General features: G+C 44.5%; 23 protein-coding genes. 15 read left to right on the top strand and 8 right to left on the bottom strand.

From position 1 onward, the window contains the following. Window positions 1–82: 82 nt before the first annotated feature. Both BM210_RS01015 and BM210_RS01010 read right to left on the bottom strand, forming a co-directional pair. A complete protein-coding gene (locus BM210_RS01015) occupies window positions 83–910 on the bottom strand; it encodes a deoxyribonuclease IV (RefSeq protein WP_091163654.1) in 828 nt (275 codons plus the stop codon). Window positions 911–922: 12 nt separating this feature from the next. Beyond that, window positions 923–1,864, bottom strand: a complete 942-nt coding sequence (locus tag BM210_RS01010) for an ATP-dependent DNA ligase (RefSeq protein WP_091163652.1) — start codon at window positions 1,862–1,864, stop codon at window positions 923–925. Between the two features lie 175 nt (window positions 1,865–2,039). On the opposite strand from BM210_RS01010, the gene BM210_RS01005 reads away from it, so the two are divergent. From BM210_RS01005 to BM210_RS00990, 4 genes are all read left to right on the top strand, one after another. Beyond that, a complete protein-coding gene (locus BM210_RS01005) occupies window positions 2,040–2,870 on the top strand; it encodes a non-homologous end joining protein Ku (protein ID WP_091163651.1) in 831 nt (276 codons plus the stop codon). A 61-nt stretch (window positions 2,871–2,931) separates the two neighbouring features. Next, window positions 2,932–3,819: a non-homologous end-joining DNA ligase gene (gene ligD / locus BM210_RS01000; RefSeq protein WP_091163650.1), complete on the top strand. Its 888-nt coding sequence runs from the start codon at window positions 2,932–2,934 to the stop codon at window positions 3,817–3,819. Between the two features lie 227 nt (window positions 3,820–4,046). After that, window positions 4,047–5,204: a DGQHR domain-containing protein gene (locus BM210_RS00995; RefSeq protein ID WP_091163649.1), complete on the top strand. Its 1,158-nt coding sequence runs from the start codon at window positions 4,047–4,049 to the stop codon at window positions 5,202–5,204. After that, window positions 5,204–6,376: a DNA sulfur modification protein DndB gene (locus BM210_RS00990; protein ID WP_091163647.1), complete on the top strand. Its 1,173-nt coding sequence runs from the start codon at window positions 5,204–5,206 to the stop codon at window positions 6,374–6,376. The genes BM210_RS00995 and BM210_RS00990 overlap by 1 nt, the downstream gene beginning before the upstream one ends. Before the next feature lie 263 nt (window positions 6,377–6,639). Here the strand turns inward: BM210_RS00990 and BM210_RS00985 are convergent, their stop codons facing one another. The 3 genes from BM210_RS00985 to BM210_RS00975 are packed head-to-tail and all read right to left on the bottom strand — an operon-like array spanning window position 6,640 to window position 10,988. Continuing rightward, entirely contained in the window at window positions 6,640–8,670 is a 2,031-nt protein-coding gene (locus BM210_RS00985; RefSeq protein WP_091163645.1) for a Na+/H+ antiporter, read from the bottom strand. Window positions 8,671–8,708: 38 nt separating this feature from the next. After that, window positions 8,709–9,743, bottom strand: a complete 1,035-nt coding sequence (locus tag BM210_RS00980; protein ID WP_091163644.1) for a formylglycine-generating enzyme family protein — start codon at window positions 9,741–9,743, stop codon at window positions 8,709–8,711. 33 nt (window positions 9,744–9,776) lie between these two features. Continuing rightward, window positions 9,777–10,988, bottom strand: coding sequence for an ROK family protein (locus BM210_RS00975; protein ID WP_091164638.1), 1,212 nt, complete (start codon window positions 10,986–10,988; stop codon window positions 9,777–9,779). Between the two features lie 291 nt (window positions 10,989–11,279). Between BM210_RS00975 and BM210_RS00970 the strand changes: the two genes are divergently transcribed. Genes BM210_RS00970 through BM210_RS00960 form a run of 3 tightly spaced genes read left to right on the top strand, consistent with a single transcriptional unit; the run spans window position 11,280 to window position 13,706 of the window. Next, complete coding sequence (locus BM210_RS00970; protein WP_091163643.1) at window positions 11,280–12,020, top strand: class I SAM-dependent methyltransferase; 741 nt, start codon at window positions 11,280–11,282, stop codon at window positions 12,018–12,020. Between the two features lie 6 nt (window positions 12,021–12,026). Then, a complete protein-coding gene (locus BM210_RS00965; protein ID WP_091163642.1) occupies window positions 12,027–13,007 on the top strand; it encodes an MBL fold metallo-hydrolase in 981 nt (326 codons plus the stop codon). Window positions 13,008–13,034: 27 nt separating this feature from the next. Continuing rightward, window positions 13,035–13,706 carry an AlkZ-related protein gene (locus BM210_RS00960; protein ID WP_091163640.1) on the top strand — a complete coding sequence of 224 codons (672 nt, stop codon included), beginning with the start codon at window positions 13,035–13,037 and terminating at the stop codon, window positions 13,704–13,706. A gap of 278 nt (window positions 13,707–13,984) precedes the next feature. Here the strand turns inward: BM210_RS00960 and BM210_RS00955 are convergent, their stop codons facing one another. Together BM210_RS00955 and BM210_RS36095 are read right to left on the bottom strand one after the other, a co-directional pair. After that, the gene (locus tag BM210_RS00955) at window positions 13,985–14,515 is read right to left on the bottom strand and encodes a phosphatidylglycerophosphatase A family protein (RefSeq protein ID WP_091163639.1); all 531 of its coding nucleotides are present in this window, start codon (window positions 14,513–14,515) and stop codon (window positions 13,985–13,987) included. A 57-nt stretch (window positions 14,516–14,572) separates the two neighbouring features. Continuing rightward, the gene (locus BM210_RS36095) at window positions 14,573–15,457 is read right to left on the bottom strand and encodes a sensor domain-containing protein (RefSeq protein WP_177237568.1); all 885 of its coding nucleotides are present in this window, start codon (window positions 15,455–15,457) and stop codon (window positions 14,573–14,575) included. A 236-nt stretch (window positions 15,458–15,693) separates the two neighbouring features. Between BM210_RS36095 and BM210_RS00945 the strand changes: the two genes are divergently transcribed. The 3 genes from BM210_RS00945 (at window position 15,694) to BM210_RS00935 (ending at window position 18,318) form a co-directional block, all read left to right on the top strand. Further along, the gene (locus BM210_RS00945) at window positions 15,694–16,746 is read left to right on the top strand and encodes a GerMN domain-containing protein (protein WP_091163635.1); all 1,053 of its coding nucleotides are present in this window, start codon (window positions 15,694–15,696) and stop codon (window positions 16,744–16,746) included. 113 nt (window positions 16,747–16,859) lie between these two features. After that, on the top strand, window positions 16,860–17,627 hold the full coding sequence (gene rph / locus BM210_RS00940; protein WP_091163633.1) for a ribonuclease PH: 768 nt from the start codon (window positions 16,860–16,862) through the stop codon (window positions 17,625–17,627). Beyond that, window positions 17,605–18,318, top strand: coding sequence for a non-canonical purine NTP pyrophosphatase (locus BM210_RS00935; protein WP_091163632.1), 714 nt, complete (start codon window positions 17,605–17,607; stop codon window positions 18,316–18,318). The genes rph and BM210_RS00935 overlap by 23 nt, the downstream gene beginning before the upstream one ends. A gap of 115 nt (window positions 18,319–18,433) precedes the next feature. Here BM210_RS00935 and asnB read toward each other — a convergent pair whose 3' ends face one another. Beyond that, window positions 18,434–20,278, bottom strand: coding sequence for an asparagine synthase (glutamine-hydrolyzing) (gene asnB / locus BM210_RS00930; RefSeq protein ID WP_091163630.1), 1,845 nt, complete (start codon window positions 20,276–20,278; stop codon window positions 18,434–18,436). 318 nt (window positions 20,279–20,596) lie between these two features. Here asnB and BM210_RS00925 point away from each other — a divergent pair, with 318 nt between their 5' ends. The 5 genes from BM210_RS00925 (at window position 20,597) to clpX (ending at window position 25,986) form a co-directional block, all read left to right on the top strand. Then, window positions 20,597–20,944: a hypothetical protein gene (locus BM210_RS00925; protein WP_256223190.1), complete on the top strand. Its 348-nt coding sequence runs from the start codon at window positions 20,597–20,599 to the stop codon at window positions 20,942–20,944. A gap of 286 nt (window positions 20,945–21,230) precedes the next feature. Beyond that, window positions 21,231–22,142 carry a hypothetical protein gene (locus BM210_RS00920; protein ID WP_091163627.1) on the top strand — a complete coding sequence of 304 codons (912 nt, stop codon included), beginning with the start codon at window positions 21,231–21,233 and terminating at the stop codon, window positions 22,140–22,142. A 135-nt stretch (window positions 22,143–22,277) separates the two neighbouring features. Beyond that, a complete protein-coding gene (tig, locus tag BM210_RS00915; RefSeq protein ID WP_091163626.1) occupies window positions 22,278–23,561 on the top strand; it encodes a trigger factor in 1,284 nt (427 codons plus the stop codon). A gap of 548 nt (window positions 23,562–24,109) precedes the next feature. Next, a complete protein-coding gene (gene clpP / locus BM210_RS00910) occupies window positions 24,110–24,703 on the top strand; it encodes an ATP-dependent Clp endopeptidase proteolytic subunit ClpP (protein ID WP_091163625.1) in 594 nt (197 codons plus the stop codon). An 11-nt stretch (window positions 24,704–24,714) separates the two neighbouring features. Further along, a complete protein-coding gene (gene clpX, locus BM210_RS00905; RefSeq protein ID WP_091163623.1) occupies window positions 24,715–25,986 on the top strand; it encodes an ATP-dependent protease ATP-binding subunit ClpX in 1,272 nt (423 codons plus the stop codon). The last annotated feature ends 42 nt before the right edge of the window (window positions 25,987–26,028 follow it).

Genomic DNA, 26,028 nt, shown 5'->3' with positions numbered 1-26,028 from the left:
ATACAATCACGAGATGATAACAACGCAAAGCTGCACATAATCCTATGAATGCCCTCTTATCCGAGGGCTTTTTCAAATGCTTTTAGTCCAGGAGTGATTGAACATAGGCAATTTCTGACTGATGAGAGCCGCCTTGTGACGGCGTTTCCAGTACGACTGGCAGCCCTTTAACGACAGAGGAACGTAATAGCTGTTTGATCGGCGCTTCACCAATATGACCCTTGCCTATACAGCTGTGCCGATCACGCCTTGAACCAGAAGCATACATGGAATCGTTAAGATGAACAGCTTTTAAATGATCAAAATAGCCAAGCTCCGTCCCTTTTTGCTGAACCTCATTCCAGTTGTCTCCAGTCCATAGACCACTTGCAAATGCGTGACAGGTGTCGAGACAAAAACCGATTTTATCCGGGTAATCCGAAAGATTCCTGATCTTCACTAGCTCTTCTAGTGTTGTGCCCATTCGAGTGCCTTCGCCGGCTTGGTTCTCTAGCAGAATGCAAGCTTTTCCATGCCATTGCCGCAGTGCCTTATTGAGCAAATAAATGATATTTTTATAACCTTGTAAGGGATCTTTTCCACGGTATTTTCCAAAATGCACGACTAACCCTACGGAACCGCAAGCGTCCGTAATGTCCAGTCCGTTGAGAATCGCCTGCAGCATAATGTCGCTCAAATCCTCTTCGACTGCCAGGTTTAATGGATAGGGAGCATGACCCATAGAAAGCAAACCTTTCTCTTCGCAGAACCGGGCACATGCCTCGGCTTCGTGTAAATTGAAGGATTTGATTGTAAGATTTCTTGGATTTTTAGGGAAATATTGAAAGGATGACGCTCCAATTTGAAACGCCATTTTGGCTGCTTGCAAATACCCCCTCTGTATACTGACATGACAGCCAACATTGACCATGTTTGTTTTCCCTCATTCCGATTCAAACGTGCATTCCTCAGGTTTTGCTTCCACAAAGGTTTGAATACTCGGCTGCCTTAAAATCAAATGATGGGTCCATTCCATAAATTGAATTTTTACAGTAATTACTGGTTTAATCCAAACCGCCTCATGACTTCGTTCAGGCTCATTGCTAAAAGGACGTTCAGTCTGAATAAGAGATTGAATTAACTTAGTAAATTGAAGCCATTCTTTGTTGGACAATCTGCCAGCCCCTGCATGACCGATATAGACAAGCTTCTGTTCATTAAATAAACCGAGCAGCAACGAGTTGACGACTCCAGACCGTAAGGTTACACCGCCAACGACAGCAATCACGTCTTTATAGTTCTTTTTTTTCTGCCATCTTTGGTCTTTGCCATCTAGCGTATAAGCACTGCTTAAGTCTTTACATACAATGCCCTCCAGATCATGAGCTTTGGCAACCTTAAACAACTCTTGTGTATCGGTAAAATTTTGCACTAACTGGACATGATCATTTTGTACAATGATACTTGATAAAATTTGCTGCCTCTCCTGTAAAGTTTTTCCTGTCACCCATTCGCCATTTAAAAAAAGGACATCAAATATCATATAAACGATTGGTACTTGGGCTTGAATGGAATCGATGCGGCTTGCTTTACGTAATTGATCTCTTTTCATGATTTCATGGAAGGATGGTTTGCTATGATCAAAGGCAATAATTTCCCCATCCAGTATGACGGATTGTGCATTGCAATAAGCTGAAATCGTCAGTAGCTCGGGATATTGCAACGTTCGTTCGTTAAGTTTGCGATTATATAGCTTTACCTGCAGCCCATTAAAGTAGGTGAGCATACGTACCCCGTCCCATTTGATTTGTGCAATCCATGGTTCGCCCTTAGGAATCTCATCGTTCGATATCGGTTCAAACGGAACAACAGGTGTGATGATCATCATATTCCTCCGTATGCGTGCAAGTCGTTAACGGCAGCAAATAGCTTTTGAAGGTCATTCCTTACAATTATCTCCGATGTTCTATGGTTTCATGAATCCTGTTTTCCAGGATAGAGTTCATATTTGAATGGAATGGAACGCATACTACAGGTAAGTAGACAGAGGAGGGACCGCCATGCAAACGTTGTGGAAAGGATCCATAAGTTTCGGACTCGTGAATGTACCTGTTAAAATGTTTACCGCCACAGAAGATAAATCCATATCCATGCGTTACATACACAAGACATGCTCCACGCCTCTTGCTTATGTGCGTAAATGCCCAACATGCGATAAAGAAGTGGAATGGGAAGAAATTGCTCGTGGTTATGAATACGAATCGGGCCGGTTTGTGTTGTTTGAAAAAGATGAGCTCGACAGTCTGAATGGCGAAATCAATAAGGAAATCAAAATTTTGGATTTTGTGGGTCTTCATGAAATCGACCCGATCTATTTTCAAAAAACATATTATTTATCCCCTGGTGAGACAGGAACTAACGCATATAACCTGCTGCTGGAGTCGCTTCGACAAACAGGGAAAATTGCGATCGCAAAAGTATCCATTCGCTCAAAAAGCAGCTTATCCTGCATACGTGTAATTGACCGATGTTTAGTCATGGAAACTATTTTTTATCCCGATGAGATTCGAACTATCGAGCAGGTTCCTAATTTGCCTGACCAAATTCAAGTCAACGATAAAGAGTTAACTATGGCCAAAATGCTGATTGAACAGTTAACCTCACCTTTTGAACCGGAAAAGTATAAGGATGATTATCGTGCTGCCTTAATGGATGCTATTCAGCATAAAATCGCTGGTGAAGAAGTGAAAATTGCGCCGGAGCAGCAGCGTACCAATGTTATTGATCTGATGTCTGCACTGCAAGCCAGCCTGGAGGCAGTTAAGACACATCCTGATGACGAGGGGAAAACAGACAAAAAGTCGAAGAAAAAGGTTAAAGTGTTGACTTGATATCCAAGTAAAAATTCGCTGAATGATGCGATGGCTGCGCATATAGGAGAGGAGTGTTAAGGTGGGGACGTCAATCAAAGGCACGGTGCAGATCGAAGGACACGAAATTACAGTGACGAATCCAGAGAAGGTGCTGTGGCCAAATGCAGGCATTACCAAGCTGGAGTATTTACAAAAACTGATCATCTTAGCTCCTTATTTGCTTCATTATTGCCAAAACCGTTACCTCACAACAATTCGTTTTCCTAACGGTGTTGATGATAAATCCTTTTACCAAAAAGCAGTTCCCAAACCGACTCCCTCCTTCGTAAAAACTGCCACCTTTCAGGGAATTAATTACGTTAATCTGGACTCTTTACCGACCCTCATTTGGCTCGGTAATTTGGCTTGTCTTGAATTTCATCCGTCATTTCATTATATTAATGATGAATTGCCTGCAGAATGGATCGTGGATCTCGATCCTTCCCAAGAAGTGGAGCCCCGCATCATGCAGGCAGCACTTCTGGTAGGTGAGGCGCTTGAAACGATGGGCATTGAATCCATACCCAAAACCTCAGGGGCCACCGGTATTCAACTGATCATTCCCATTCAGCACGGACGTTACACCTTTGAACAGCTAAGACTGGTCGGACGTTTTTTGGGCAGCTATTTAACGAAGAAGTACCCTGACTTGTTTACGATTGAGCGATTGAAGAAAAATCGCGGGGATTTAATTTACATCGATTACCTACAGCACTGGCATGGAAAAACGATGTCTGCACCGTACACGCCTCGAGCTCGTTCAATGGCAACAGTTTCAACACCTCTCAAATGGGAGGAACTGCGCAATAATTGCCGCATTGAAGATTTCACACTACTCACAATAGAGAAGCGGTTGGGGCAATATGGTGATCTTATTCAACGGATGGAGCCACAGTCTCTCGAACCTGTACTTGCAATACTTGATTAGTTTTTTACGTGATTTTATTGTTTATCCATTATTTTTACATCTCAAATTCGTGAATATTGGAACTAAATAGTCGATTTGGCTAAAAAAATCATAAAAACCAGTATCTATGCGGTAATTTTCTATCAAAAGTTGAATGTTTGGTGATTTTTCAGTGTATAATGTACTTATATCAGTGTTTTATAGTAAAATACTAACAACCATAATGGTGATCATAAGGAGGAAAAAGAATGGATACGATTTCATCTCTGTCAGAGCTTTTGGCAGGGCAACGGGCGTCCTCGTATATCGAAATACCCGGTGCAGCATCGAGGACATTTGGTCAAACTACGCTAACTACGACATTACCGATGAGCAAGCTGTTTTCCATATATGAAGTAGATTTGGAGGTTCAACGTTCGCTGGTTCCTCAAAACTTGTCAAAGCTTATTGACTATATCATGCTCTTTTTGGAGCACAAACAGGGAATTTATTTTCCTGGTATTATTCTTTCTGCGAGAGGTGCAGGAGAATATGATGCTGATAATAAAGTATACCGCTTACAAGCGATTGAAAAGCTGTATGTGGTAGACGGGCAGCATCGGTTGGCTGCATTTCGTCGGTTAATGGAAACCCTGCAAAGCAACATGACTCGTGCGAAGGATCGTCGTGAATATGATCGTATGGAGGAAATTTCCGAAAAGCTTAGTAAATTGTATTCGTTCCCGATGTCAACGATGATTTATCTCGACATCAATGCGCGTCAGGAGCGTCAACTTTTCTCCGATATTAACAAGCTTCCGCGTAAAATTGGTGGTAATTTGGCTGTTCTAAGAGAGCAGCGTCGATTCTATCATGTGCTGGCTACTCAAATTGCTGAGCAAGAGCCTGCAATGAAACGAATTTCGGTTGATATGTTTACAGAACGTGGTAAGGGTCCAGAGTTTTTGTTCTCGTATCACTTGCTTGTCGAAATTTTGGTAGGCTTATTTGAAGGTCGTTTGAAATCATCAGCACGTAACAATGGCTATTACTTTCAACCTAAGGACGTCGAGGAACTGCAAAAGCTGGCTTCGTATTATTTTGATGCTTTGCTTCGCTATTTACCGGAACCTGAAAAAGGTGAGCTGTGCTGGACGGAAAATATGCAGATTGCGATGGCAATGGTATTCCATAGTGAGGCGACCAAGACAGGCAGCTTTAATCGTTATGCATTGGAGTACGCGATGAAAATATTGCCTCATATTGATTGGAACGCTATTTTTGTAGGCGATGAGAAAGACCGATTGCCAAGACGTTCACGTATTATGAAGGCTTACCAATACATTAAAGACTTTTATCAGGAGCATCATTTGTTTCTGATCCGTGAGGATGAGCTGCTGGATAAAGCTAAGGAGGATGCAATGTAATGGATGGTTTGTGCTTGAATATGACGATTTTTCCGTTCTGTGAGAACTTTGGACTCGCTACGGTTGCAATACAGGTACAAGATATATTGAACTATACTTCAATTGACCCTATGGTCCAGCGAAAGCTGAGTGCGGGACAACGGAGGAAGATAGCGAATTATTTGCAGGAAAGAGATTTGGATCGTGTTTTTTTTGGCCCTGTGACATTGTCATTGCGTGAGGTCAGCTCGCTGGCTAAGGCGGATAATGGACTTTATCTACGCCCTGGCTCCAAGCTGAGCATATTAGACGGACAGCACAGGATTCTTGCTCTTGGATACGTAAATGAGCAAATGACCAAGGAAGTGCGCAGTCATGAAAGAAAAATTGCTGCCCTTCGCATTAAACAGCGCCGTAACCCAGACAACGAAGAGATTACTTTGGATTTGGAACAGCAGCAGGGTCTTGTCGAGCAGCTTGAACGTCGTAGATTAGAATTGCTGGAAAGCGAGCTTGCCGTTCAAATCTATATTGGTTTGAGTGAAGAAGAGGAGAAACAGCTGTTTGGTGACATTAACTCCAAGGTACAGCTGGTAAGCAAGGAATTGGGTCATTCGTTTGACAGTATCGATCCTTTGAACTTGGTCATTCAGCAGGTTGTGGATCATAATGTGTTCTTGAAGGGTGCAGGTGTGGAGCGTCGTGCTAATTTGACTTCCTATAATAAAAATTTCACTTCCTTCAGCTGGCTCTATTCCACAGCAACGATGCTGTTGACTGGTAAAATGCAGCCTTCATATGAGTTGGCCCGTAAAATTCGTCAAGATCCGACCACTTATGTCGAGATTCTGCACCAATTCTACACCACACTGCTTCCGCTAATGCCGGAGCAGCCAGGTTTACCGCAATACAGCTCTTCCAGTCGAGCTATGCAGGAAAGTATCGCATTGTATGCAAATGGATATTTATTCCAAGAGGGCAAGTATGTGAAGAACTGGACTACATGTCTGCGTGTATTCGATGGCTTCGATTGGTCTCAGGACAATGAGGAACTCATTGAGCGTTTTGGTCAATTGGACAATGGCAAGCTGAACCTGATTCATGAAAAATCTTTGCGTAAACATACGAAATTTGTTCAGCTGTTTCAGGAACTGCATGGGGATGTTAAGGATGATGAAGCATCGACCGCTTAAGTCGTTAAATGAATGAATTAATATTGGATTCCATACATGGATTGTTTATGTATTTTTGAAGTGTTACGAGTGTGAAAGTGAACAACAAAAAGCCTGTTACGCGTTTATGTAACAGGCTTTTTGCTTGTTTCTAATCCTCTACTTTGCGATGAATCATGAGGGAAGCAGCCGAGGTATTCTGCAGAAGCGAAGCGCGCCAGGAACAACAGCAATCGGAGGAATACCTCGGCCTTGCAGCAGCACTTATTTATCGCACATAACCTTCATCCAATCTCTTCATCAACCAATATGGAAACCTCAAGAAAACTGACAAACTGTCGAAGCTGATTGGCAAGACCACGGTTAATTTCTCCATTTTGAAACAAGCTTTGGATACTATTGCGGTTCAACTGAATCGCCTTGTACTGAAGCTCCTTTTTATGTTTTTTAAATTCCTCGTAAGAAGGAGCTGGTTTGAAAATACTATTCAATTTTTGCATGGATTGTCTATAATTAGAAATGACCTCTTGAGCCGCGTTTTTATTTTCAGGATTGATGTGATTTTTTATCGCGGTGATGGCCGCTTTCGAAGTTAAGAGTTTGGCGGCTTTGAGTACTTCAAATTGCTCTACGGGAAGGGGGCGGGACATTTTTCTACCACCTATAAATACCTTCCAGGCCAATCGTTTCAGCATAAATAGGGCCAATCTGAGCATATATTGCAGGCGGCGGGTAACAAGCATTTCCGAACGGTTAAGAAGCTGAGTTAGTGTAAAAGCATCTACTTGGTTAAGAGAACCTTCGTCCACCAAACGTTTGACTTCCCGCCGCTCGGCACTCAAGGCGAACAACCGAATTTCACGCTCTATTTTGCGGAAATGAATTTCGCTTACTAGCCCATCGCTGCGAATTTGCTGAATATGCTTGTTGTAATCGGAGATGAGCGATAAAGCAGCATCTTGATTCTCCTCGTTCATTTCTTCTTTTACCATAAGTATGCTTGCTTCTAATAGTTGAATCTTGGCATCCTGCTCCAGACGCTGCTTATCGCGTTCCTTTCCTTTATCCGGCTTATCTGAAAGTAGAGGAAGCAGGACGCTTGCGGTAACGAGTGAGATTAGAATAACACCTGCTGCCAGAAAAATAATTACATTACGTTCAGGAAAGGGAGTTCCGTCCTGCAGGAACAATGGAATCGAAAAAGCTCCCGCCAAGGTAATAGTTCCTCTGACACCCGAAATAGCTATCAGTAGAGCAGGTCGCAGCTGCGGTTTACCGATGTGCTCCTTTTTGCTGAATGACGATTCCGCTCGCCAAAAACCATATACCCAAACAAATCGAAGAGCGATTAGCGTTATTGAAATAAGAATGATGTAGACAAGCATCTGGACATTGCTGATGGTTAAGTCCTTGATAACTACTTCCGCAACATTCGGAATTTGCAGTCCAAGGATGAGAAAGACCAGTCCATTCAAAATAAATAGGATCATGGTCCAGGTGCTGACCGAAACAATTTTTAATTCCATCAAATTCGATTCGGAACGATCCCGTTCAATGGCATGGATGATCCCACCCGTTACAGCGGCCAGAATGCCTGACACACCAAATTCCTCAGCAACCAAGTAGATCAGGAAAGGGGTTAAAATCTGGATCAGCATATGTATGGTCGTATCTTCCATGCCTAATTGACGAATAAATACACGCAGACGAATAATGAGAAAAGATAGAAGGCAACCGACTAAAAGCCCGCCAATTGAAATCAAGAAGAAACTTGCGGTCGCTTCGGGAAATGAAAATAAACCGCTGACAGTAGCTGCTACCGCAAACTTGAAGGCTACAAGTCCAGACGCATCATTCATTAATGCTTCGCCTTCAAGGAGATGGGTTATTTTCTTGGGCATACGGATTTTGCCGGACAAGGCACCAACCGCAACGGCATCTGTCGGTGATAGGATGGCTGCCAAGGCAAATGCGGCGGATAGAGGGATCGCTGGTAATAACCAATGAATCACATAGCCGCCAACGAACACCGTTGCAAATACAAGTCCGAGAGACAGCAATAATATTGGAGCACGCAGGTTCCAAAGTTCCTCGCGGGGTATCCGTTTTCCGTCATTAAACAGCAGTGGAGCAACGAATAACACGAAAAACAACTCAGGACTAAGGGGGATATGGATTCCCCATGGAATAACAGCTGCCAGCATACCGAGAGCTACTTGGAATAACGGTACGGGTATAAAAGGTACAAAACGATTAAGTATCATGGACAGGCCAATTAAAACAAGCAACAGCAAAACAATTAGAAAAAGCTCCATAGGGCTCAGATCCCTCCTACCGTATAGATTACCCCATTTTACTTAGAGTAAACGGACGGCGCATCGACAGCACAACGGAAGCCCATATTACCGCTTGAGCTGTCAGGTGTATTGGAGCTGCGCGCGGCGACACGGTAACGGTTGCAGTAAGACTTGTGGCATAGATAGGAGCCCCCTCTCATCACACGCCTTGCCCCTTGCTGCGGCCCTTTTGGATTTACTCGTGTGCCCGTCAAGTGCCAGGTTGGACTGAACCAATCACCACACCATTCCCAGACATTGCCCGATACATTGTAGAGTCCAAAACCGTTTGGCTGATAAGCGTGCACAGGCGCTGTGCCGGCATACCCGTCGCTGCAGTTATTTTTGTCAGGGAATTTACCTTGCCAAATATTGCATAGATGCTCACTGCCAGGCTTCAGCAGATCTCCCCATGGATACCGTTTTTGAACCAAACCTCCACGGGCTGCATATTCCCATTCCGCTTCGGTAGGAAGTCGCTTGCCTGCCCAGCGGCAGTAAGCGGCTGCATCATTCCAAGAAATATGAATGGCCGGATGGTCCAGCCGATCTTCAATCGATGAATCGGGTCCCTCGGGACGCGCCCAATATGAACCTTCTACGTTCCACCACCATGGTGTCTGCTGCACGACATGCTTCACGTTAGCCGCCGTTTCATGAGACACGAACAAATGAAATACGAAAGACCAACCAAACTGCTCGGCTTCAGTCCTGTAACCAGTTGAGCGTACAAATTCGCCGAATTCGGCGTTCGTTACTGCATAAGGATCGATGTAAAAGGGTTGAATGGTAACAGCGCGAACAGGACCCTCGCCATCGTTAGGAAAGCCTTCATGATCATCTGTACCCATCAAAAACTCACCTCCAGGCAAATACACCATAGATTCATAAGGGCTGCTGTTGCTGACTCCGGTATTTTCCTTTTGAGATTCAGGTCGCGTGGAGGAGACTGCCGGGCTGATCGGCTGGGACGTGACGCTTGAGGCAAGATTTGTTTCTCCATCTGATCGGCAGGTTGAGCAGCAGGATGGTTTCTTTAGTTCATCATTCATAGGTAATGTCCTCCTAGAAATCAATGTGGTGGATCAGGTTTCTGTCAATTGGTTAATCACGGATATAGCCGCACCTGTGACGATAGCTTCCTCACCGAGATAGCCTTGGCTAAATACGACCTGATACGTTGGATAATGATATGTATTTTGAATAGCGACCCGAGTTGCCGTATGAAAAAAGCTGGGATGAATGCTGATCAGCGAACCACCCAGAATGACTTTTTCGGGATGCAAAATATTAAGTAAATTGGATAAGCCGATCCCAAAATAAGTCGCTGACTGTGAGAATATTTCCACGCTTAATGGGTCCTGTTCCTGTAAGGCTTGTGCTAAGTGAGTAAAATTGATGGCTTCCGGATCGGGCACAAGCTTACGTAAAATGCTTTCCCGACCTTGCTTTAAACGTGATTGTGCTTGCTGTTCTAAAGCATGAATGGAAGCGAAGGTTTCCAAAGATCCATAATTCCCTCGCGATCCGAGCCTTGGACCGTCGGTTTGAATAATCATTTGACCGATGGATCCTTCCATATCAACAGCCCCGTACACGACTTTACCGTTAGACATCATCGCAGAGCGAATGCCGACTCCCAAATGAACATACAGCAAATGACGATAGTCTCGATTGCGGTCTGACCACGATTCACCGATGATAGCCATATTGGCCCCATTATCCAGCCTGACAGGGAATCCAAGCCGTGCCTGCAAAAAGCTGCTGACCTGCACATCCTGCCAGCCCTGAGCCGGAAAATACAATGGTTCCAGTATAGAACCGGAAAACCGGTCCAAGGGGCCTACTGCGCCAACGCCCATACCCAGAACAGAGGAAGGGGGGATATTCTGCTTATGCAGCATGGCCGAAGCGGAACTGACAATTTGATTTAACAGATGCTCGGGGGTCATGGTTTCATCCATCGTCCAGCTACTGCTGTCAAGCTTGTTCATATGAAGGTCACACAAAATTAATTTGGAGATCATTCTTGAAATATCGAGGCCAAACACATATCCTGCGGTTGAATTGGTCTGATAGAGGATCGGCCTCCGACCTCCGGTGGATTCCCCAAAACCTGCTTCAAGCAGCCATCCTTGATCAGTTAGCTCCTCCAATGTCCGGGTTAATGTGCTTCCCGTCATTTGACTGTGCTCTAATAAATCAATTTTGGAAACCGTATCCTGACGACGTATCCAATCATAGATTTCCTTATGCTTACGACCACTAATCCGTTCCTCTATTGCAATAAGCTGCATCATTATCCCGTCCAATCCCAAGTATCCCAAGCTAATTTATAGGCTTATAGTATACAACAAAATGAAATATACCACCAAGTAAATATTGCGATGTTGACGGTTCCAACGCTAGTATAGCATCCTTAATTCCATTTTAAAATAAAGTATGTCTGGGATGAACTTTACCTTACTGCTTACTTTTTTTCGGTATGTTGTGACTCCCAATTAAAAATTTGGTAAGATTGATTAAGGTCTAAGCAGGGTTATGAGGATTATTTTCCCATAGATAGCTTGCAGCAAAGGAGAATATACATGTCGGATTGGTATAAAAAAAGCTTTGGTGATGATTATTTACTCGTTTATAAGCACCGCGATATGCAGGGAGCCTATAATGAGGTCAAAGGAATGATTGAATGGCTGCAGCTTGATCCAGGTGCTGAAATACTCGATTTATGCTGTGGGATGGGTAGACACTCGATGGCACTAACTGATTTTGGCTACAAGGTAACAGGTATCGATTTGTCTGGCGTACTGCTGAAAGAAGCTGTTCGAGTGGATACTGAGCAGAAAGTCGAATGGATTCAAGGAGATATGCGTGATGTGCAGATCACCCGGCAATTCGATGCCGTCGTTAATTTATTTACTTCATTCGGCTATTTTGAACAAGATGACGAGAACGAGAAAGTGCTGCTTGAAATTTACCGTCTCCTGAAGCCTTCCGGTCAAGGGCAGTTTATTATCGACTTCTTGAACCCGGAGTATGTGGAAAGGAACCTGGTTCCTTTTTCAAAACGTCAAGAAGGAAATAGCTCTATTGCAGAGACTCGAAGAATCGAAGACGGGTTTGTTCGCAAAACCATTGTCATTAGCGAGCCTGAATCAGAGGATCGTACCTATCTGGAGCAGGTCAAGCTGTATCATCAGGAAACCTTCTTGGCTATGCTGGAACGTGTGGGGCTTGAGGTCGTCCATGTGTATGGTGATTATGACGCATCTCCATACAATAAAGCCGAATCGAAAAGAATGATATTTGTTGGACGGCGGAAAGGATAGAAACGAATGGGCTTAATCACGTTACATAATGATTCGATACATCAAATCAAAGTACCGCTGCCATTTCCGCTTCGGTGGGTGAACAGCTATTTCATTCGCGGTGGTGATGGTTATACCCTGATCGATCCGGGCCTTCATACGGATGCTTCTGAGCAATGCTGGGAGCAAGTGATGCGGGAGTTGGGTATCTCTTATCGCGATATTGAGCAAATTGTGCTTACTCACCACCATCCGGATCATTATGGGCTTGCCGGTTGGTTCCAAGAGCGATCTGCAGCGCCGGTTCGGATGTCCTCGGTAGGTTATGAGCAGGCGCGTTTGCTATGGGGAGAGGGACAGCCTATGACAGCTTCTCTGCTAGCTTTGTTCCAAGCTCACGGCCTGCCTGCCGAGCTTATGCAGCCTATGCGGGCACATATGGATGAATTCGTCGCTATGGTATCACCGCAGCCGCAGGTTTCACTGATCCCTATAGGTGAGCTTATACGGCTTGGAGACCATGACTATGAGACGATCCATACGCCTGGACATGCTGCGGGTCATGTTTGCTTCTACCGAGAGGAATCGAAGGAGATGTTGTGCGGGGACCATGTAATTCCGCAAATATCACCCAACATCAGCTATTTGCCGGGAGGGATCGATGAGAACCCGCTGGGGAGCTTTTTGCAGAGTCTTTCCCAAGTAAGCCGATACGATGTAGCCTGGGCTTATCCTGGGCATCGCGAGCCGTTTGAGACTTTTACTCGCAGAACACAGGAGCTGATTGAACATCATGAAGCACGGCTTGCAACGATGCGACAAGCGTTGATCGATCAACCGAAGACTACGTATCAGGTTTGCCGCGATACATTTGGCGATAGACTTACGCTGCATCAATTGCGATTCGCATTGTCCGAGACATTGGCTCATCTGATTTATTTACAGGATAAGGTTGATTTGAATCGTTCAGAGCAGGATGGCATTGTGTATTTTCAAGCGATTCGATAATAAGGAATGATGATGAGGTGAGTAGTATTGGCAAAGATTCATACCTTTGAAGAAGCTGGATCTGTGGTTAGAGAAATTGGCGTATTGCCGTTATCGAGCTTTATTCCAGATCATCCTTCTTTGGAATCCATAACAGAGCATACTGCCTGGCATACGGATGAAGCCAGTGATCCGTGGCTGTGGAGAGACCGCTTTGCCAGTGAAGGGATTGCAGCCTACGGTCGCTTTTTCAAGAAGAAGCCTATGCTAATTGATTCTCAGCTGTTTCCATTATGGTGTCGGGCATTGGAGCTTCCGATGACTGTTGAAGAACGTTATCAGGATGGACTGGCATCCAGACATGCAGTGAAGCTCTATGAGACGATACGCGAAAATCCTGGCATTGATGTAAAAGCATTGCGTAGAGCAGTTGGTTTGGCGGGTAAAGAAGACAAAGCTCAATTCGATAAAACGTTAATCGAGCTTCAAAGCTCGACGGAGGTGGTCATTGCGGGAATCTCTGATCGTTTGAATGAGCAGGGCAACAAGAGTGGATGGAACAGTACCTGCTACATATTGTCAGAGGCTTGGATCACTCAGCATGGACTGAGTACCGTGCGGCTTTCTGTGGAAGAAGCGAAGAATAAGCTGCTGGCAGAATGTAGGCAACGCTGGAGTGAAACGGCCTACAGCTTTGTTGTTAAAGCGCTAAGCAGGTAATAGATAATATTAGCTATATAAGATGGACAAAAGAAACATACAGCCCGAGCGGAGAAAGCGGATCCTTTCTGGAGAAACGAAGTGTTCGCCTTTGCAGACGGATTCTTACCCTTATGGGGCTAAGAATCGAAAAGTCGTTCATAAATGGAAATGTCTTGAAAAAACACAGCAAGCAAAGCCTGGAGGGGCTAAGCTTGCTGTGTTTTTTGTTCACACCATGTAAATGTAGTTCAGTCATTTGACTAATGAACAGCTGCACTAATGAACTACTGTCATCGTTATGGTCCTGCGGGATGATCGATTTCCTTTTCCGCTTGTTTGCGGTGTGCGATGCGACTGCTGGCAGAAGCGGCAATTGCACCTACTATATCGTCGAGGAAGGTGTGCTTGTGTTCGCCGTGTTTATCGTTAAGCATTTTGAGGATGCCAGGCTTGAGTTTATCTACATATCCAAAATTTGTTAATCCAATACTTCCATATACATTAACAATTGAAAGAGCGAGAATTTCATCACATCCATAAAGCCCTTCATCGTTCTCGATCATTTCTTGCAATGGAGGCATTAGCTTACCTTCCTCGGCAAGTATATCTAATTGAATGCCCGTCAGGATCGCATTTTGGACCTCTCGTTTCTCAATGACGGCATTTACGCTTTCGATACATTGTTCCATCGTCAAGGTCGGGTAGTAATCCTTTTGCAAGAAATAAGTTAATTCTGCCATATCTATGACATTAACGCCTCTTTGTATCAACCAGCTCTTGGCAGCATTCGCCACACTTGCTGAATTTAAGTTATAGGGTACGGTCATGGGGGATCTCTCCTCTTCTTATAACGTACATGATCAAATGGGTTTATGAACATCCGTTTATAATGCTATATCATTTTTACCGCTTTTTTTGGCTTGATACATGGCGGCATCGGCCATATCAAGCAACTCATTGCCGTCTGTACCGTCTTGTGGATAGTAGGCAGCACCCATGCTACAGGTGATAAAAATATCATGATGTTGGATAACAAAACGGCTGCTAATCGCATCCAGTACTCGCTCGGATACCTTCACAATGTCTTCCTTTTGCTCAAACTGCTGCAGTAAAATAACAAATTCATCACCGCCCAAGCGGCAAACCGTATCGGGGTCTCGAACACAATGGGACAAGCGTGCTGCTACCATCTTGAGCAGATCGTCACCAACCGCATGACCGTAATTGTCATTGATCAACTTGAAGTCGTCCAAATCCAAATAGAGAAGGGCCATCTTGCGATGATACCTTTTGGCAGCCAACAGAGACTGATAACAGCGATCGTGAAACAGTCTGCGGTTGGGTAGAGCGGTTAAGGAATCATAATAAGCCAGCTGGATTAGCTGTTCTTCAATACTCTTGTGCTCGCTTACATCTCGTGTGATAAATCCGACACCAGCCAAGCTATTCTCCATGTGAATGAGTGAGCCTTTGCTTTCCAGCCATATTAAGGATCCGTTCGGCAGCACGTATCGATATTGGATATTAAATGGTGTCTGCTCGTGAATCAGCTGCCTAAGTGCCTGTTGAAATCGTATGAGATCGTCTTCATATATATGACTGTAGCACTGTTGTCCCAGCAGCTCTTCAGGGGAGCGATTAAGCAGGGTAGAGCAGGATGGAGAAATATAGGAAAGAGTGGAATCGAGTGTAATGCCTTGTATCAGATCGGTGCTTTGATTAAATAGTTGACGGAAAAAAACGTCGTTTCCAAAAGGGTTCGGCTGCATCGTCATCACCTCGTTATTATGGGAGAGACTTCTAATACTTTTGAACTACATATGCTCTAAGCAAATAGATCATTGTAATCATAACCTATTATAAAAATAATCAATACATAAAAGCAATACAATACTCATTTCGGTCTGATATTTCACAAAACAGGTTGTCATAAAAGAAGGCTGTCCTTCGTATAGTGGGAATAAGAGAATTGGACAAACAACTTATATTCGTAGGAGGAACTATCATGAAACAATATCAAGGGATTCGATTGGCAGCTGTGACAGGCATAATTGTATTGCTGACATCGGGCTGTTCCCTGCTGGGTACCAAGGAACAATCACAGCCTATTGACCCTCCACCGACAGGAGTTGATACCGCTGCAGCAACCACTTTAACCCAACCGGTCAGCGGCAAGCCCGCCCAGAATCTAGCGGCTATAACCGTTTATGCCAAAGATGAGAAGGGCTTTATTGCTCCCATTGCCTTACAAGTTGAAAAATCAGTAGAGGTTGCCAAAACGGCATTGGAATCGATGGTTGAAGGAAGTGCAGCTTCTAAAAGCATGCCCTCCGGCTTTATAGGAATTTTGCCTAAAGGAACGACAGTCAAAGGGATCAATATATTGAAGGATCAGAAGATGGCCGTTGTCGATTTGTCCAAAGCATTCACGGATTATAATGTACAGGATGAAAGAAAAATATTAGAAGCCATCGTATGGACATTAACCGGATTCCCTTCTGTGGACAAAGTACAGCTGCGTGTGGAAGGAAAAGCGTTGAAGGAAATGCCGCAGGGTGGAACACCACTCGATGAGCCTCTTACCAGAGCGTTTGGAATTAATCTGGAGAAGCCAGAAGGCGTGGAGTTTGGCCAATCAACACCGGTTACCCTTTATTTCCTGGGACAAAATAAAGATCTATACAGCTATTACGTCCCAGTCACACGATTGGTTAAACGTACAGATAACGTCGCACAGGCCGTCATTGAACAGCTTATCGTAGGACCCGATCAGAAAAAAGGACTTTCTGCTGTCATGACGCCCGGCTCGGAGCTTAAGCATATTCAGAAAGCGGGAGATTTGATCACCGTAGATTTTTCAGATAAGGTACTGGGTCCAGATAAAAAAGCTCCCGGCAATGCAATGAGGGCAGTTGTTTTGTCCCTTACGGAAAATGCGGGAACCGCAACCAAGGTGCAAATTACAGTCAATGGAGATGCTAAAGTCAGTGCCAGCGATAATCAAAGCTATAGTAAGCCTGTAAGCAGACCGTCAGAGGTGAATCCATCCAAATTATAGCAAGTGATAGATAAGGGAGCCGAGGCTCCCTTATTTTGTTGGAACTGCCTATGGGACTCTGTTACAATGAGTAAAGTTAATTAGGGTCATTTTAAGGAGGAACCGAGTTCACAATGAGAAGCGACGGTAGACAGTATAACCAAACAAGAGTGACTGCGATTACTACGCATTATAATAAGCATGCCGAAGGTTCGGTATTTATTGAGGTTGGTGAGACCAAGGTCATATGTACGGCAACGATTGAAGAAAGAGTTCCACCTTTCATGAAAGGCCAAGGGAAAGGCTGGGTTACAGCGGAATATTCAATGCTCCCAAGAGCAACGCAGGTTCGCAACCAGCGGGAATCGGCTAAAGGCAAGCTTGGTGGACGAACGATGGAAATTCAACGCTTGATCGGGCGCGCGCTTCGGTCTGTAATCAATCTCGAAGCGCTTGGTGAGCGTTCGATTACTTTGGATTGCGACGTTATTCAGGCTGATGGAGGTACACGTACTACTTCAATCACTGGCGCTTTTATTGCGATGGCTTTTGCAATTGATAAGCTTGCCAAGGATCGTAATCTCAAGTCGTATCCGATCCGGGATTTTTTGGGTGCTATCAGCGTTGGGGTTGTAAATGAGAAATCTTGTCTCGATTTGAATTATGAAGAGGACTCAAAGGCCAAGGTGGATATGAATGTCGTCATGACAGGGGACGGCAAGTTTGTAGAGGTGCAGGGAACCGGAGAAGAATCTCCATTTTCCCGGGATGAGCTTAATGAACTTCTGGCGCTCGCTGAGTCCGGAATTCAAGAAATGATTATTGCACAGGAAGAGGCGTTAGGACCGGAGATCTCAGCACGAATCAGGAGGATTTCCCATGCGGCAGCTGCTCGGAGCTGAAATCGTAGTTGCCACCAGCAACGAAGGGAAGGTAAGAGAGTTTGCAGCCTTGTTTTCATCCGAGCCTATCTCCATCAAGAGCCTGCGTGATTACAGTGGACTACCTGAGATCGTTGAGGACGGAGCGACTTTTGCAGAAAATGCCTATAAAAAAGCTCACACCATAGCCTTGTCATTGGGGGTTCCGGTAGTAGCCGATGATTCCGGGCTGTGTGTGGATGCGTTGAATGGAGAACCCGGTGTCTATTCGGCACGTTATGCAGGTGAGCGGGCAACGGACGAACAGAATAACAACAAGCTGTTAAAAACGCTGCTGGCATTTGACATGAATAAACGTGATGGACAAATAGATTCGGGAAAACTTATTCCTGATGGGTACGGGAAAGGGGAGCCATCTGCAGAACCTTCGACTCCTTCACATAACCCTGACTCTTTAAGTCGTGCACGATTTGTGTGCGCGTTGTGCCTGGTTGATGCGAGTGGACAGATCGTTGCACAGGCGCAAGGAGAATGTGAAGGTGAAATCATCAATGCTCCTCGAGGGAATCATGGTTTCGGTTATGATCCGCTATTCTACATTCCAGAGTACGGACAAACGATGGCTGAGCTTTCCAGCGAACAAAAGAACCGTATCAGCCACCGGGGCCATGCCCTTCAATCCTTAATGGAAGTTATTGCAACGAAATCTTAACAGCATTGTCAGAAGTCCCAAGAATTAAGAGGAAAGGGCAGCAGCCGATTTAATCCGGCTGCTGCCCTGTTTTGCTTTTTTCAGCCACAATTCGGTTCGAATTGGGCAGGATTTCCTAACGGACCGACACCTTATAGTGCCTGAGCCAAGTATCGGCTTGAGCCAAATAAGCAAACAGCTGTGGACCTGTCATCAGCTGCCCAAACCAAGGCAAATTGAACTGGCTGGCATCACCTTCAGCTAGGGTACGGATCTTATCAACATCGATAAAGGTAAGCAGCGGAGAGTTCGGATCATTCAAAATGTCCAGCACCCAGGTACGTACAGCTTCCAGATAGCTCGGATTGTGCGTCTTGGGGTAAGGGCTTTTTTTACGAGTCAAGACGTCCTCCGGCAATACACCGCGAAGCGCTCTTCGCAAAATGCCTTTTTCTCTATCTCCAGCCGATTTCATTTCCCATGGTATGTTCCATACATATTCCACAAGTCGATGATCGCAAAACGGAACCCGTACCTCAAGCCCTACAGCCATACTCATGCGGTCCTTGCGGTCGAGCAGAGTAGGCATAAAGCGGGTGATGTTCAAATAAGACATCTCACGCATCCGATTCTGGTCATGATTTTCTCCCGATAGCCGCGGCACCTCGGATAGTGCTTGACGGTAACGTTCTTGAACATATTGCTCAGGCTTTACCCAGTCTAGAAAATCAGGTGATAGCAGATTGACACGATCCTTCGTTGCAAGCGACCATGGAAACGTATTGGCATTTAGCGTTTCTTCCTTATGGAACCAGGGATAACCACCAAATATTTCGTCGGCTGCCTCCCCGGAAATGGCTACGGTTGCTGCTTTTTTGATTTCGCGGCAGAACAAGTATAGAGAGCCGTCTACATCAGCCATACCGGGCAAATCACGAGCATATACGGCGGTTTTTAGCGCTTCAACAAGCTCAGGGGTGTCGAATTCGAGGAAATGATGCTCGCTCCCCAGAAAATCCGTCATTCGCTTAATCCACGGAGCATCCGAGTTGGGCTGAAAGGCGTTGGATTTAAAATATTTGTCATTATCGACATAATCGATTGAAAAGGTATGGAGCTGCCCCAAATCATTTTCCTGATTATAACGAGCTGCGATCGTGCTTAGAGCGCTTGAATCGAGTCCACCTGACAATAGTGTGCAGATGGGGACATCGGAGGCCATTTGACGCTCTACGGTGTCTTGAAGCAAGCTGTGAATCTGCTGCGCCGTCGTATCGATGTCGTCCTCATGCGGCTTGCTCTCCAGCTTCCAGTACGTGCGTATACTTATACCATTGCGATCCATATTCAGCCAATGCCCTGGCTTCAGCTCTGACATATTGCTGTAAATTCCATGGCCGGGTGTGCGTGCCGGACCCACAGCAAAGATCTCGGCGAGTCCTTCTCCGCTGATTTCTGCAGGAAAATCGGGATGGGCCAATATCGATTTGGGCTCGGAGCCGAACAGCAGCCGACCATTTGTGTAGGAATAAAATAGCGGTTTAACCCCTAATCGGTCGCGTACAAGAAATAACGATTGATCTTGTGAATTCCATACGCCGAATGCATAAATTCCATTCAACCGATCTACGCAGGAGCGGCCCCATTCGATATACGAAACAAGCAGGACCTCCGTATCGCAAGTCGTGCGGAATACATGTCCGCGAAGCTCAAGCTCTTTTTTTAACTCGGGAGCATTATATAATTCTCCATTGTACACAATAGTAAACACATTTTCTCCATAGTGGCGCACCATTGGTTGAGCTCCGTTGTCTGGGTCCATAACGCTAAGACGTCTGTGCCCTAGAGCACAATGTTGGGTAATCCAAGTGCCGGAAGCATCGGGTCCCCGATTTAGAAGTGTATACGTCATTTGCTCTAAAATGGATGGATACTGCGTTAAATCTTTTTGCCAGTCGATCCATCCTGTAATTCCGCACATAACCTTCATCCTCTCTTAGAGTGTTTGTGTTGGTGAATGACTAGCCATTCGACAGCGACAGCAGATGATAAAGGTTATGCGGTGTAAAATCAGAAAATGTCTGTCCTTGCAAGAGGAAAAGATAGACAAAAAACAAATTACCGTTTAAACTATGCGTTAGAGCTTTATTATTGTATTCGTTCATGATGAATAGAACGAGAGAATTTATCCCACTCTAATCGTATGGCGAATAGTGAAATTAAACAGGTTTTTCAGTTTACGCTTTGATATGTTCATGTTCATGGGTAAACTGATTCGATCAAGAATGATGAGGTGATTATGATGAAGAAAACAAAATTCTCCAAGGCGCAGAGCGAATATAAAGAAGCCAAAGAACGCTTCGAGAAAGCGAATGAGGCGTTTCAAAATAAGCTGGCAGTTGTCAAAGTCCTTGGTGTAGTTAATCAAGAGAAAATTGAAGAGCTCATTGAAGAGACAAGCCTTCATACCGCTTTGAACGATTTGGGAGCAGCTGAAAAGTCATTGCTTGAATGGTCCCATGAAGCGATTCAATCGGAAAAGGATTATTTGCAAAATAAAGAAACGATCGACAAAATGTATGCTTTTATTGATCAGGATCCCGATATTAAAGCTAAATTAATTCAAGCAGCCATGAAAATTGTATAAACAAGCTAAACCATTATGACAGCGGAAGGACTACCTTCCGTTGTTTTTGTTTTTTCAGCTTGTCGAATATTCAATTAACCTCAAAACGGGTAATACACAATGAAAAAGGCATCAAGGAGGTGTTGGCCGTTTAACTTTGCAGATCGTGTGCAGATCAATAATGAACACCCAATTATGGATTACATACTGAGGCAACTGATTAACAGCATTCAACAGCTTTTGCAATCCATCGGCCAATCGGTTAAACTGCTCTCAACATTAAAGCCGAGGAGGAGGTGATGGGCTTTTGTCCGAGAAGCCGAACGAGAATGTCATTCTTTTTCCTAAAACCGTCGAGTTTTACCAATTCGAACTTACCCGAATGCTGGAGACTGAACGCTATGGCGAGGCCATTCAACTGCTGGGCTTTTTATTGACCTGTCATCATCAGGATGCAAGGATTGAAGAAGAGTGGCAGGCGCTCTTAGAGTGGTTGCAAACGATGTTTCCAGAAGAGGTATTTACTCCAGGCGAAGAGGAAGAGGATTTGACTGAAATGGAATTGCTCAGGCAGCATTTGTCGGTCAAAGCTAAGGCTGACAGTGGATACGCGGAAAAACTGCTCGCTCTGCTTCAGCAGCCGCAATCGATAGAAAATCAGCTTTTGGCTTTGGATCAATTAGCTTTCATCGAGCATCCAGCTATCGACTCCAAAATTATTGAATGGTTGACTGCTCACGAGCAGCATCCTTTGATCCAGTATAAAGGGCTTCAAACACTCAAGCTTCGCGGAGCTACAGGTCCGATTACGCTGGACAAGCATGGGGAGAGTATTACAGTGGATGTGGAGGATACTCCCAAAAGCTTTGAAGATTTTCCATCACCCATGAATGAGATTATGGAACGATTTCAGGAAATGAGTCAAATCAGTCAGCCAGCTTTATTTTATTATGCTCAAGAGACCTGGAATGAATTTCTTGCTTATATTTATGGAACGGCTACATATGGGCAAATGCTTCGATTGGATCGAGCAGGTATTGATGTCTGGGCTGCCGCGCTGCATTTTGTAATGCTTGAGAAAGTGTTCAACAGCGGAACAAAGGATGATGTACTTGAGCTTTATGGGATCACGAACGATTTAATGTTTCAATGGGAACAGTCGTATCGGATTATTCTTCAATTTGCTTCAGTGTTTTTCTCGCAAAGTCCAGTTAAATGATTTTTATCTACTTTGCTTGAAAAAAGAAAAGTATATGTTATAATAGAATGGTTATATTGACGGAACAACATTTCGTGTTTACCCTATGGGAAATAACGAATTGTAATGGATAATTTTTGGAGGGGAAAGCATAAAATGAAAGCAAGCTGGGAAAAAATAGAGAAGAACGTAGGCGTTCTTGATATTGAGGTTGAAGTAGATCAAGTGGCTGCGGCTCTCGACAAAGCATTCAAAAAAGTAGTTCAAAAAGTAAACGTACCGGGCTTCCGTAAAGGTAAAGTGCCTCGCTCGATCTTTGAAGCGAAATTCGGAGTAGAAAGCTTGTACCAAGACGCTTTGGATATCGTTGTTCCTGAGGCTTACGTGGAAGCGGTTGAAGAAACGGGTATTACTCCGGTTGATCGTCCTGAGGTTGATGTTGAACAATTTGCCAAAGGCCAAATCCTGAAATTCAAAGCAAAAGTTGTTGTAAAGCCAGAAGTAGAATTAGGCGAATACAAAGGACTGACGCTTGAAGTTAAGGAAGCTGAAGTTACTGAAGAAGAAATTACAGAAGAACTGGACAAACTGCAAAAGCGTCATGCCGAATTGGTTCCTCTTGAAGAAGGTCCAGCTGAGAATGGCGATGTAGTTTCTATCGATTTCGAAGGGTTCGTCGATGGAGTCGCATTTGAAGGCGGCAGTGCCGAGAAGTATTCCCTTGAACTCGGAAGCGGCAGCTTTATTCCAGGTTTTGAAGAGCAAGTTGTTGGATTGAACAAAGGTGATTTGAAGGATATTACGGTTACTTTCCCTGAAAATTACCAATCCGAAGATTTGCAAGGCAAAGAAGCAGTCTTCAAAATCCAATTGCATGACATCAAACGCAAAAATCTTCCTGCATTGGATGATGAGTTTGCTAAGGATATCAGTGAGTTTGAAACATTGGAAGAGTTCAAATCCGATCTTAAAAACAACCTGAGTGTTCGCAAAAAAGCTGAAATTGAGCGCCAAAAAGAAGCAGATGTTGTTGAAAAAGCGGCTGCAGCAGCACAAATCGACATTCCTGCAGTGATGATCGACAATGAAACCACACAAATGGTTAAAGAATTCGAAAATCGCCTGCGTACACAAGGAATGAATATCGAAATGTACTATCAGTTTACAGGTCAAAACGATGAGGCTTTAAGAGGCCAAATGCGTGATGATGCTGAAAAACGCGTTCGCAACAACCTGGTTCTGGAAGCTATTGCAAAAGCAGAAGGCTTTACTGTTCCTGAAGTTGAAATTCAGGCAGAATTGAGCAGCATGGCTCCTTCTTACCAACGTACTCCTGAAGAGCTTCATGCGATTCTGAGTGCAAACGGAAGTATCGAGGATCTTAAACATGATCTGCTTATTAGAAAAACAGTTGGTTTCCTGGTTCTAGAAAGCAAATAAATCTATAGCAGTCAGGCACGTATAATTATGCGTGCCTTTCTTTATAGGTAATTTAATCCACCTGCAGCAGAATCTCAGGTGTTTCTGTCTTTAAAAACGATAATCACATAAGATTATGGCCGAATATGGTGGTATTACCTGCGTTCGCCTAACATAGGCGTCCCTTAGCAGGGACGCCTATGTTAGAGATGTTATACATAGAATAAGATTGAACCCTTTACACTTAAAGTAACACTTGTCCCGAAGGACAGCAGCTCAACGCACCAATACACTGCACTAAATGTAAAGCTTGTCCCGAAGGGGCCAAAGCGACCCGAGAACACCACAGCACCTCAACGCACCAATACGCCTCATGTCGAGCGTGTTCCGTAGGAACGAAAGCGACCCGAGAACACCACAGCTTCTCCACTGTCAAGGGAGTCCAGAGGGCAGCGTCCTTTGGGGCCCTCCCTGTAGGGAGGGTTTGGGAGGGTATTGAATTGGTGTAATGTTTTCTTTTCTGATACAATAAAAAATGAACCACATTTTGAAGTAAAGGGGTTGGAACAATGGGTCTGATACCTATGGTTGTCGAGCAGGAAGGACGCGGAGAACGCTCGTATGATATTTATTCCCGCCTATTAAAGGACCGGATCATCTTTATCGGTAGCGGCATTGACGATGATGTTGCCAACCTCGTTATTGCTCAGCTGCTATTCCTGTCTGCGAGTGATGCCGAGAAGGATATTCATTTGTACATCAATTCTCCTGGTGGTTCTGTTACTGCCGGATTGGGTATATATGATACGATGCAGTTCATTAAGCCGGATGTTTCAACTATTTGCGTAGGCATGGCAGCCAGTATGGGTTCTCTGTTGCTAACAGCGGGTGCACCTGGCAAACGTTTTGCTTTGCCTAATAGTGAAGTCATGATACATCAGCCATTGGGCGGTGTCAGAGGCCAAGCTTCAGACATTAAGATTCATGCCGATTGGATTATCAAAACTAAGCAAAAGCTGAATCAGATATATGTAGACCGGACAGGGCAGCCATATGAAAAAATTGAGCGCGATACCGACCGTGATAATTTCATGAGTGCAGAAGAAGCCAAGAATTATGGGCTCATTGATGCGGTCATCTCTCGTAGCGAATTGAATGGATAAGGAGTGATCCCATGTTTAAATTTAACGATGAAAAAGGCCAACTCAAATGCTCATTCTGCGGCAAATCACAGGAACAAGTACGTAAGCTGGTAGCTGGGCCGGGAGTTTATATATGCGATGAATGTATCGAGCTTTGCACAGAAATCGTTGAGGAAGAATTGGGACACGAAGAAGAGCTTGATTTAAAGGATGTACCAAAGCCGAAGGAAATCCGTAATATTTTGGATCAATACGTCATTGGTCAGGAACAAGCTAAGAAATCGTTGTCTGTAGCGGTGTATAACCACTACAAGCGGATTAATTCGCAGCAAAGCAAATCCGAAGAGGTTGAATTGCAAAAGAGCAATATCGTTCTTCTGGGACCAACAGGAAGCGGTAAAACGCTGCTTGCTCAAACATTAGCCAAAATTTTGAACGTGCCTTTTGCTATTGCAGATGCTACTTCTTTAACAGAAGCTGGCTATGTGGGTGAAGACGTTGAAAATATTTTGTTAAAGCTAATTCAGGCCGCTGATTACGATGTGGAAAAAGCAGAACGCGGTATCATATATATCGATGAAATTGATAAGGTTGCACGTAAATCGGAAAACCCATCGATTACACGCGATGTATCCGGTGAAGGCGTTCAGCAAGCTCTATTGAAGATCCTGGAAGGTACAGTAGCTTCGGTTCCACCGCAAGGCGGCCGCAAGCATCCGCATCAGGAGTTCATTCAGATCGATACAACGAACATCCTGTTTATTTGCGGCGGTGCCTTCGATGGTCTGGAGCAAATCATTAAACGCAGACTTGGCAAAAAGGTGATAGGTTTTGGTACAGACGGGCTTAAAGTTGATTTGAAGCCGGGCGAGTACTTGTCTATGGTATTGCCAGAGGATTTGCTGCGTTTCGGTTTGATTCCCGAATTCGTTGGACGTCTTCCGGTTATCTCGACCTTGGAGCCGCTTGATGAGCCGGCGCTTGTTCGTATCCTGACAGAGCCCAAAAATGCGCTTGTCAAGCAGTATCAAAAGCTGCTTGAGATGGATAGCGTATCACTGGAGTTCAATCCGGAAGCGCTCGAGGAAATTGCTCGTGAAGCGATCAAACGTAATACGGGTGCCCGCGGCTTGAGAGCCATTATTGAGAGCATCATGCTTGAAGTGATGTATGAAGCACCTTCTCATACTGAAAACTCCAGCTGCGTGGTAACCAAGGAAGCTGTACAATCCAAGGTTGCACCCGAGATCACAGCAGGCAGTAAAGAAGGTAAGTCGTTGAAGAAAAAGGAAGAAAGCGCCTAAGCTTTAGTATATTAACCATAGCAGCCTCCAATCCATTTATTG

The organism is Paenibacillus sp. 1_12 (assembly GCF_900114475.1).
GTDB lineage: Bacteria > Bacillota > Bacilli > Paenibacillales > NBRC-103111 > Paenibacillus_S.
This window is presented reverse-complemented; position numbering and strand designations above follow the sequence as displayed.